Raw genomic sequence first — 9,242 nt, forward strand, 5'->3', positions numbered from 1 at the left:
TCTAATTACTCCAATTTTTGTAGAGATTCCCGCATTTCAATGACGTGATTGTTAAAAAGCTCTAGCGCCGCATCCAATACCTTAAAAATCGTGGGATCGCCAACGGAATAGTAAGCAAAGTTTCCTTGTTTCCGCGATCGCACTAAGTTATAACGACGCATTACTGCCAACTGTTGCGAAACCGCCGAAGGTTCTGCTTCAATCCCCTGCGCGATCGAATTAACGCTTTGTTCACCAATCCGTAAAGAATCTAATATCTGAATCCTTACGGGATTGGATAAAACCTTAAATAAATCAGCTTTAAAATAACTTGGTTGAAATGTCATATGAACACCCCTATTCACTTATATCCCTCAACTTTACGAGACAAAGATACAAGGTCAAACGTAAATATATCGGATTTATATACTTAAAGGTATGTATATACTAACCTATCTACCTTTAAAGTATTGCATATAGATTTTAAATCGCAATAGCTTTAATTGTGCAACCAAATTTTGGTGTTTCCAGCTCCAAAATCATTTTTTTGCAAGCAAACCTAAGGTTTGCTTGCAAAAAACGATTTTTACAATGAGAATTGCTAGGAAAAAATCAGCAATTCTCATTATGAAACCGATTTTGGTGTTTCCAGCGCCGAAGGCGTTGGAAACACCAAAATCGGTTTTTTGAAAGCCTGCCGTTGGCGGGCTTTCAAAAAACCGATTTTTATAATGAGAATTGCTGGGAAAAAATAATTGGGCTTTGTCTATTTCTCGTTTTGTGTTAGCTTAAATAGACTCAATCTCTAAGGGGTACAGTAGGTTAAAATGGCTAAGCGCCGCAATCAGAAAAAAGAAAAAGCTCTTCGCAACCAAGCGTATGCGCGTAAGTTTCGTAAGCGCACCCCTATGGGTCGCTTTGGACGTAGAAGACCAATGGGCAGCTATAACGATCCAGAAGATTCTGAATCCAATGGAGCTGCTGATACAGGTGCAGCCGATACTGGCGCTGCTGATACTGGCTCTGGTGGCAATAAATTCTAATCTGAATTCTGGCGATCGCCTTCCAGTATTCTACAGATCATGACCACAAGTTTTGCCCTTGCCTTACATACAACAACTACAAAGTTAGAGCTTGCGATCGCGGAAATTAACCCAAACTCTGATCGCAATTCTCAAATTTATATCATCCACAAGCAGCAGTCATGGGAACTAGGCAGAGAGCTATCTGTACAGTTACATGACTGTTTAAATGTGTTTATGGGTGATCTTGCATGGACTGACTTGGCTTTTTTAGCGATCGCCACGGGTATTGGGAGCTTTACTGGCACAAGGATCGGTGTGGTGGTGGCGAGGACGATTGGTGAGCAGTTACAGATTCCTATATACGGGATTGACTGTGAGTCAATTGTCACTAAAGCGCAGCAATACGATCCACCATTATCTCAAGGCGAAAGTTTGCTAGCGATCGCCTACGATCAATGGCAAGCAGGAATTTATCCAAATTGGCAAGATGTTTTGCCAATTTATGAGCAATAACAAAAAGGGCGCAATGCGCCCTTTTTGTTGATTAGACAAACTGCATTGCACCCTCTCTTGTCTGCAAAGTGGTAGAATCATGGTGCTGAAAGTACATAAAAGTTGAATTTTCTTAACTAGCGATCGCTCGTTAGATCTAAGGGGGAACCATTTTATTACCTAAGCAAAATCCACCTAAGACGGTAGTTATTCCCAGCTTGACCTATGCTTCAAGACGCGATCGCCATTCGTCATTATCAAAAGATTACCGACTCTCTTGTCGAAATGTCAGAACGTGGTTACCGTTCGACCGACGAGATGAGACTCTTTTTAGACGGTTACTTATCGGCTCTACGGGCTACTAATGCTGTAGAAGTCCATCACATCCACCGTCTCGAAGAAGAAGTAATCAGATTTTTATATGATTCTTCTAACTTTGCATCTCCCTATGAGTTGGAGTTGGAAGTTGAACGCGGGGAAAGGTAAACGCTGTGTCGAATCCCTGCGGTAAGCGGAGTCTGAAAGCGATCTTGCTTGACGACTTGTAGCTCTTGCTGCTCACAAAATATATCTAGCTGTTCACTTTCTTCGGGGAGCCACTGACCACGATATAGGACGGCTGTGCCGCTTTTTTTGAGAAAAGGCAATGCGTAATCTGCACAAATATCTGGCTTGCCCACGGCTCTTACTACTGCCAAGTCGTACTTCTTTTTGTACTGACCTAATTTATTAATGTCTTCGCCACGACCCCATTGGGCGATCGCATTAGATAGTCCTAAAGTTTGGATCGTCTCTTCGACAAAGGCAACCTTTTTTTGTTTGCTATCTACTAAGGTGACTTGCCATGTCGGTTTAGCGATCGCGATCGGCAATCCCGGAAAACCAGCCCCTGTACCAATATCAATTACCTTAATATCTTCCCGATCCCAAAAAGCTAATACCCCACGCAACGAATCCCATAAGTGCTTTTCCCAAAAATCATCGGCAGCCGTAATTCGAGTCAGATTTTGTTTGCTATTGCCCTCTAAGACTAATTCGTACAGCTTTTCAAATTGGGATATTTGGTCAGGGTTTGGTGACCAGTTGAGCGTAGATTGCCAATGCTCACATAGATGGGAAAAGTGGGGCATAAAAAACATGAAGTAAATACTGCGCTTTGCGCGATCTCTACTTTACTAGCGATCGCTCTAGCTATTCATAAAAAACAAAAATTGGCTACACTTTTCCCAGTCAAGAATTGATGGGTTAAGACATTAATCACAAAAAGAGTTGTGTCGCGGTGCGACACAACTCTTTTTAAGTACTTATGATTAATATTTGCCGAAATTTGACATTAAGGGATAAGATCAAAAAACATTAAGATTCATGTAGCAATACTAAGCAATTTCAAAAATTTTATTTTTCAGATAAACACTTTGAATATGCTCTAGAGAGCTAGGGATATCAATTTCAAGCTTTAGGAAAGTTAGCTAATTGCAGCATTTAACCTAAACAAAAAATTAAAAAACATTATAACAAGGTAAAAATTTAATGACGGAACAGACCTCTAAGGTACGCACAGCCTTTACCAAAGATGATCGTGGGATCTTAAATAATTGGGCGATCGAACCCAAGATGTATTTTGATGACAAGATCGATAAGAAAGACAAGAAGCAAGTTGAGGGAAAAGGCGAAGAGCAAGGTGGCACTACAGAATATGCTGAACTCCTAAAAGGACGCTTGCCACTGATTGGGATTACCTTGCTCGTCTTGGCAATGATTGGGATTACCTTAGTTGCCATTGCTTAGGTGACTACTGAGAAAGGGGCTGTACAAATTATCGGTTTCTATAGCAATGCAAGTTTTGCTTAGGACATAAAACCCAAAAGATGAGTGGCGGCGCAAAGCGCCGCCACTCATCTTTTGGGTTTTGATTTGTCTTAGCTATCTCTTGCGTTGCTATAATTTTAGGGGCAAATCCAAGCTTTGCCCCTAAAATTATAGGTTATGACAATTCCCCAAGACCCAATTCAGTTTTTAACGCTTGCCGAAGCCCATGCGATCGATGGTGCAATGCTTTCGACAATGGAAAAATTTATGACTCGCATCACAGTTTCTTCGATGCGGATTATTACTAAAATTGCTGAAGATCTACATATTCATGCAGAAGATCTGGTGGCTAGCCAAATTGTGCATTGGATTGAAATGGATTCACAAACTCGTCAAGAGAAAGGTGAAGATGCTGCCTTTTTGAAATGGACTTCGCCTCATCCTGATCTAGATTTTGAAGATACGCGACAAGATGAAGTGACACCTGCAAAGCTATCTAGCCATGAAAAATTTCTCACGCGCATGGTAATTTCGGCAATGCTTGCCTTGGGGGCGATCGCTAAAGATTACAGTACTCACATTGAAGATTTGACTGTAGCCCAAATAATCTCTTGGGTAGAACGTGATGCCAAAGTTAAGCGAGAACAAGGTGTTGAGGCTGCATTTTTGTCATGGTAGTGAAGAACGGTCATATTCTCAACAATGCTTACGACTATTCATAATCATGCGAATCAGTTTTAGGCGATCGCCTTCTAAACATCACTCAAAACCTACTGATCTAAAATTGCATCATAATCGCTATGTGTGCCAATCCAAAACCAGACAATACCTTCTGGCTTTTCGAGTCCAAGCGCTCGATAATTATCAGTGATCCTCACAGACCATAATTTTTTACGCTTGCCAACCTTCTTAAAGTGAAGTGATGGATGTAAAGGATTGTTTTTTAATAATTCATAATTTTTGTCAGCGAGTGTTTGGATATCTTTTGGAAGTTTGTTATACGCTTGCCAAAATCTAGGCAGGGTAAGGTGATTCACAAACTTTTGGCTAGCCCTGCTTCGTACTCGCTATCAATCTCATCTAATAATTGATCCAGCTTTCCAGATTCAAGATCGTCTTCTATTTGCTGATCCCATATTTGCTCATGGTAATCTATCAGCCATGTTGTTAAGTTGGCTAATTCCTTAACGGACAGCTTTTTTATTGCTGTTTCAAGTTCTTGAATACTCATAGTTTTTTACCAATAAGCTGTAAATACTATACCAAAGCTAGAATCTCAGTGATATCTTAACTTTACCTAAACTAACATCTTTCTAATAGCGCTTTAAGGCATTAATCATGTTCAAGATTGCTCTCAGGTGCTTTAGTCTATTTTTTCTCAGATATCGCTACAATGAATAGAAAATCAAGTTTATTGGTGTAAGGCAGCTATGCATATAGAAAAGTTGCGGATGCAAAACTTCAGGGGATTCAAAGATGTCACCATAGATTTTCCATCAAATCTTGCTGTTTTTATTGGTGTGAATGGCTCAGGTAAATCAAGCATTATTGATTGTGTAGATAACTTGTTGTTTGAGTTAATTAGTCCATTAATGCGTAGTATTAGAAACGCAAAGAACTTCAGTCCTTGGGGTATGAATGGCTTTGGAGAAAATGACATTTCTAACGGTTTTCAAGAAACCACAAATGAATTAACAATTTTCTATTCAGAATTTAGCCAAGCATTTTCTAGAGATATTAAACTACTATACTGTTTCGCATATCCTTCAAGTAGTGAAGAACCTCAAAAAGACTTTCAACGTAGCACTTTAAGTGATGTCGAAAGTTTTAAAATATTCATTAGTAGTCAAATAAATAACAATCCTAATAAAAGCATTCCAATTTTTGTTTGTTATTCCACTAAAAGATCTGTTACAAGCTACAGGCTTTCTGGCAACGATCCTTTGTCTCCCAATGTAGCTAAATTATCACAAATTCATTGTTATACAGATGCTATTAATCAGTATAATATCGATTTTGCAACTTTTTTCGTATGGTTTAAAAATAACGAAGATTTAGAACAGGAGATAAGACTAGATGGGAATCTTAATTATCAAGACTATCAATTAAATTTAGTTAGGGAAGCAGTTACATCAATATTACCTGATTATACAGATCTCAAGGTTAAGCGATCGCGTATGCAGATTGTCCTTAGAAAACAAGATCATGAGTTAGTGCTTAATCAGCTTTCTGATGGTGAAAAAAATTTATTAGTGATGGTTGCAGATATTGCGAGAAGACTAGCGATCGCTAATCCAGATCCCACAAAAAATGCATTAGAAGGCGAGGGAATTATTCTAATTGATGAAATAGAACTACATTTACATCCTCAATGGCAACGCGACATTATTCCACGTTTGACAAGTACTTTCCCGAACTGTCAGTTTATTGTTACAACCCATTCACCACAAGTTCTTAGCAACGTTAAAAAAGAAAACGTATTTGTTGTTGAGGATTTTCAAGTTTATCCTGCCGATGCCTATACCTTTGGGCGTGATAGCAACTCGATTTTGTCAGAATTAATGGGAGTTACTGAAAGACCAGTAGAAATTAAAAATAAACTAACGGAATGCTTATATAAAATCGATGATGGGCAAATTGAAGAAGCAAAAGTACTACTCCATGAATTGTCTGATTTACTAGGTCACAATGACTCGGAGGTTGTTAAGGCAAATACTCTGATTAGTTTTCTATCTAAGATGAAATGAAAAAGATCATTAAACAATCAGAGCCAAGATCTCTTGTAGAACATCGATCGCAGGCTAATGCTAACTATGACAACTATCCTGACAAAGACGATCTACGAAAATCATTACTAAAAGAACAAGGATATATTTGTTGCTACTGTATGAGCCGCATCAAATCAGATGAGATGAAGATAGAACATTGGCAACCTCAAACCAAATATACATCTAGACAACTCGACTACAGAAATTTGCTAGGTGCTTGCATGGGGAATCAAGGAGCGCGTCCTCAAAATCAACATTGTGATACCAGAAAGGGAGATAGTGAAATTACTATCAATCCGATAGAGGGTGACAAAAATTGTGAAAATTTAATCAAATATCGTCCTGACGGTAAAATTTACTCTGATGATGTCTCTATAAATCATGATTTGAATGAGACTCTAAATCTAAATCTTGACTTTCTGAAGAAAAATCGTAGTGATGCCCTTTTTCTAGTAATTAGGAAACTTGACGAGAAATTTTCAAATAAAACTTGGGCTAAAATCACCGTACAAAGAGAAATAGACAAGTTGAATACAAAAGACGAGAATGGATTTTACGATGCGTATTGTCAGTTTATAGCTTCATACCTGAAATCCAAGTTATAGCGATCGCCTAAAAGCTATAATCAACCGCAAGTCTATAAATTTTTGTAAATATGTCGTCCCCAACCCCTGACGTACCAGCGAGCGAGTCTCGCGAAGCCCGTACCCGCCAAATGCTCGGAATGAAAGGTGCGGACATTAAAGGAGCCTCGATCTGGAAGATCCGCTTGCAATTGATGAAACCGATTACATGGATACCTCTGATGTGGGGCGTACTCTGCGGTGCGGCTTCCTCTGGCGAGTTTACATGGTCAATTGAAAACGTAATGCGATCGCTACTTTGTATGCTCATGTCAGGGCCACTACTGACAGGCTATACCCAGACGATTAATGATTACTACGATCGCGAAATTGACGCAATTAACGAACCTTATCGTCCAATTCCATCGGGAGCAATTCCCCTCAATCAAGTCATTGCTCAGATTTGGATTTTGTTTCTTGGCGGTATTGCGGTAGCAGCCATCCTCGATATCACCGCAGGTCATGCAGACTTCATCATGACCAAGTTAGCCCTTGGTGGTTCATTGGTTGCCTATATCTACTCTGCACCACCTTTGAAACTCAAACAGAATGGTTGGTTGGGTAACTATGCTCTCGGAGCCAGTTATATCGCACTGCCTTGGTGGGCTGGTCATGCACTCTACGGACATCTCAACTGGACAGTCGTAATTGTCACTTTGATTTACAGCTTCGCTGGTTTAGGGATTGCAGTGGTTAACGACTTTAAGAGCGTGGAAGGCGATCGCGAATTGGGATTGAAATCTTTACCCGTTATCTTTGGGGTGCAGAAGGCGGCGTTGATCTCAGCAACAGCGATCGATGTCTTCCAAATTGGCATTGCTGTTTATTTAGTTACCGTTGGCGAACAATTATTAGCAAGTTTGATCGTGCTATTAGTGATTCCGCAAATTACATTCCAAGATATGTACTTCCTGCGTGATCCCCTCAAGAATGATGTGAAATATCAGGCTAGCGCTCAACCATTTCTGGTAATTGGCATGTTAGTCGCAGGGATTGCGATGGGACATGCTGGTATCTAAAGCATAAAGGGACGCTTCGCGTCCCTTTATGCTTGCAGGAAAATAGCCCCTACAGGGTGATTTAGTGATGCTGAATGTTGCTTATCATCTGTATGCAAAGAGAACCGATACATCAGAGAAAATTTGCCAATATTCATGATTAACCATAAAGTCCGAAGACAGCAATTGTCGAACAACCAATTAGATAAATCATTGAGCAAGGGCTTAGTCGCTGTGATCGGTACTTTGCTAGTTTCTTGCTCGGCGAATGCTCCTCAAGGTGGCGGATTTGGCGCTGTTCCTGTACCGATCGCCCCCGTAGAATCAGGTACAGTTTCTGATAGTTCTGATTACGTAGCAAACTTGCAATCACGCCAGTCGGTAACGTTACAGCCGCGAGTTGATGGCTATGTACAGGAAATTTATGTCAAGGCAGGCGATCGCGTGGAAGCAGGTGCGCCAATTTTACGGATTGATCCCGCTAGGCAGCAAGCCGTGGTGCAGCGATCGGTAGCAGCCGTGGCAACATCTCAAGCAGATTTTGAAAGTGCGAGAGCGACTTTGGCTCAATTACGCGCTCGTAAAGAATCAATTTTATCCAGTGTCGATTTTAATCAAAAGGAATACGATCGCTTTTCTAAATTGACCCAAGAAGGCGCGACAGCAAAACAAAAACTTGATGAAGTTGCAAATAGCCTAAGAAATGCAAGAGCGGAACTTGGTCAGATTGACGCTCAGATTAATGCTCAGCAAGCAAGCATTAACAGTGCCGCTACTAGAATCGAAGAAACTCGTGCTGGTGCTGTACAAGAAGAAGTACAGCTAGATTTTTATACCGTAACTGCTCCCTTTGCGGGGATTGTTGGCGATATCCCGATCAAGGTTGGTGATAATGTGAATAGCACCACACAACTAACAACGGTTACACAAAATCAGGTGTTAGAAGTGCAGATTTCGGTTCCCATTGAGAATGCACCACGTTTGAAGATGGGGCAATCAGTGGAACTATTAGATGCTCAGGATAAGCCTCTGGTCAAAGGGAATGTTGCTTTTATTTCCCCAAGTATCAATCCACAAACCCAATCAGTTTTAGTAAAGGCTAATTTTAATAATGGAACTAATCAACTAAAAGCTAATCAGTTTGTGAGAGCGCGATTAATTTGGGCTTCACGTTCTGGTGTTTTAGTTCCAACTTCAGCTATTTCCCGTCTTGGTGGTCAAGACTTTATCTTTGTGGCAGAAAATAGTTCCGCTAACGGAAAAACGCAATTGGTCGCCAACCAAAAACCAATCAAACTAGGAAAAATCACTGGTAATAAGCAAGAGGTTTTAGAAGGCTTAAAGCCTAACGACAAGATTGTGGTGTCAGGCATTCTCCAACTACAAAATGGAGCGCCGATCGCACCCTTACCTGATGCTCCCAAGAAATAAAAAAAGCCTCGCAATGGGCTTTTTTGTTTATATAGCAATGTAAGTTTTGCTTAGGACATAAAACCCAAAAGATGAGTGGCGGCGCTTCGCGCCGCCACTCATCTTTTGGGTTTTGAT

Annotated in this window: 13 protein-coding genes; 9 read left to right on the top strand and 4 right to left on the bottom strand. The window is 40.4% G+C overall.

Features of this window, described 5'->3' with window-relative positions:
- Positions 1 to 5 precede the first annotated feature (5 nt).
- Complete coding sequence (locus B9G53_RS07600; RefSeq protein WP_094530813.1) at positions 6 to 326, bottom strand: helix-turn-helix transcriptional regulator; 321 nt, start codon at positions 324 to 326, stop codon at positions 6 to 8.
- A 480-nt stretch (positions 327 to 806) separates the two neighbouring features.
- On the opposite strand from B9G53_RS07600, the gene B9G53_RS07605 reads away from it, so the two are divergent.
- The 3 genes from B9G53_RS07605 to B9G53_RS07615 all read left to right on the top strand — a co-directional run bounded on the left by B9G53_RS07605 (position 807) and on the right by B9G53_RS07615 (position 1,982).
- Positions 807 to 1,022, top strand: coding sequence for a hypothetical protein (locus B9G53_RS07605; protein WP_094530815.1), 216 nt, complete (start codon positions 807 to 809; stop codon positions 1,020 to 1,022).
- Positions 1,023 to 1,061: 39 nt separating this feature from the next.
- Positions 1,062 to 1,517 carry a hypothetical protein gene (locus B9G53_RS07610; RefSeq protein WP_094530817.1) on the top strand — a complete coding sequence of 152 codons (456 nt, stop codon included), beginning with the start codon at positions 1,062 to 1,064 and terminating at the stop codon, positions 1,515 to 1,517.
- A gap of 204 nt (positions 1,518 to 1,721) precedes the next feature.
- Positions 1,722 to 1,982: a DUF6761 family protein gene (locus B9G53_RS07615; RefSeq protein WP_094530819.1), complete on the top strand. Its 261-nt coding sequence runs from the start codon at positions 1,722 to 1,724 to the stop codon at positions 1,980 to 1,982.
- Here the strand turns inward: B9G53_RS07615 and rsmG are convergent.
- Positions 1,943 to 2,626, bottom strand: a complete 684-nt coding sequence (gene rsmG, locus B9G53_RS07620) for a 16S rRNA (guanine(527)-N(7))-methyltransferase RsmG (protein ID WP_094530841.1) — start codon at positions 2,624 to 2,626, stop codon at positions 1,943 to 1,945. The two genes, B9G53_RS07615 and rsmG, sit on opposite strands and share 40 nt — an antisense overlap.
- A 400-nt stretch (positions 2,627 to 3,026) precedes the next feature.
- On the opposite strand from rsmG, the gene B9G53_RS07625 reads away from it, so the two are divergent.
- Both B9G53_RS07625 and B9G53_RS27265 read left to right on the top strand, forming a co-directional pair.
- On the top strand, positions 3,027 to 3,284 hold the full coding sequence (locus B9G53_RS07625; RefSeq protein ID WP_094530821.1) for a hypothetical protein: 258 nt from the start codon (positions 3,027 to 3,029) through the stop codon (positions 3,282 to 3,284).
- A 198-nt stretch (positions 3,285 to 3,482) separates the two neighbouring features.
- Complete coding sequence (locus B9G53_RS27265; protein ID WP_094530823.1) at positions 3,483 to 3,983, top strand: hypothetical protein; 501 nt, start codon at positions 3,483 to 3,485, stop codon at positions 3,981 to 3,983.
- A 92-nt stretch (positions 3,984 to 4,075) separates the two neighbouring features.
- On the opposite strand, the gene B9G53_RS07635 is transcribed toward B9G53_RS27265, so the two are convergent.
- Positions 4,076 to 4,342 (bottom strand): hypothetical protein, encoded by a 267-nt coding sequence (locus tag B9G53_RS07635; RefSeq protein ID WP_094530825.1) that lies wholly within the window; start codon positions 4,340 to 4,342, stop codon positions 4,076 to 4,078.
- On the bottom strand, positions 4,339 to 4,536 hold the full coding sequence (locus B9G53_RS07640; protein WP_094530827.1) for a hypothetical protein: 198 nt from the start codon (positions 4,534 to 4,536) through the stop codon (positions 4,339 to 4,341). Before B9G53_RS07640 ends, B9G53_RS07635 begins: the two co-directional genes overlap by 4 nt.
- 199 nt (positions 4,537 to 4,735) lie before the next feature.
- On the opposite strand from B9G53_RS07640, the gene B9G53_RS07645 reads away from it, so the two are divergent.
- From B9G53_RS07645 to B9G53_RS07660, 4 genes are all read left to right on the top strand, one after another.
- The gene (locus tag B9G53_RS07645) at positions 4,736 to 6,052 is read left to right on the top strand and encodes an AAA family ATPase (protein WP_094530829.1); all 1,317 of its coding nucleotides are present in this window, start codon (positions 4,736 to 4,738) and stop codon (positions 6,050 to 6,052) included.
- Positions 6,049 to 6,678, top strand: coding sequence for a retron system putative HNH endonuclease (locus B9G53_RS07650; protein ID WP_094530831.1), 630 nt, complete (start codon positions 6,049 to 6,051; stop codon positions 6,676 to 6,678). Before B9G53_RS07645 ends, B9G53_RS07650 begins: the two co-directional genes overlap by 4 nt.
- A 50-nt stretch (positions 6,679 to 6,728) precedes the next feature.
- Positions 6,729 to 7,715 (top strand): chlorophyll synthase ChlG, encoded by a 987-nt coding sequence (gene chlG / locus B9G53_RS07655; RefSeq protein WP_094530833.1) that lies wholly within the window; start codon positions 6,729 to 6,731, stop codon positions 7,713 to 7,715.
- Positions 7,716 to 7,850: 135 nt separating this feature from the next.
- Positions 7,851 to 9,125, top strand: coding sequence for an efflux RND transporter periplasmic adaptor subunit (locus B9G53_RS07660; RefSeq protein ID WP_254923589.1), 1,275 nt, complete (start codon positions 7,851 to 7,853; stop codon positions 9,123 to 9,125).
- The last annotated feature ends 117 nt before the right edge of the window (positions 9,126 to 9,242 follow it).

It is taken from the genome of Pseudanabaena sp. SR411, assembly GCF_002251945.1.
Taxonomy (GTDB): Bacteria; Cyanobacteriota; Cyanobacteriia; order Pseudanabaenales; family Pseudanabaenaceae; genus Pseudanabaena.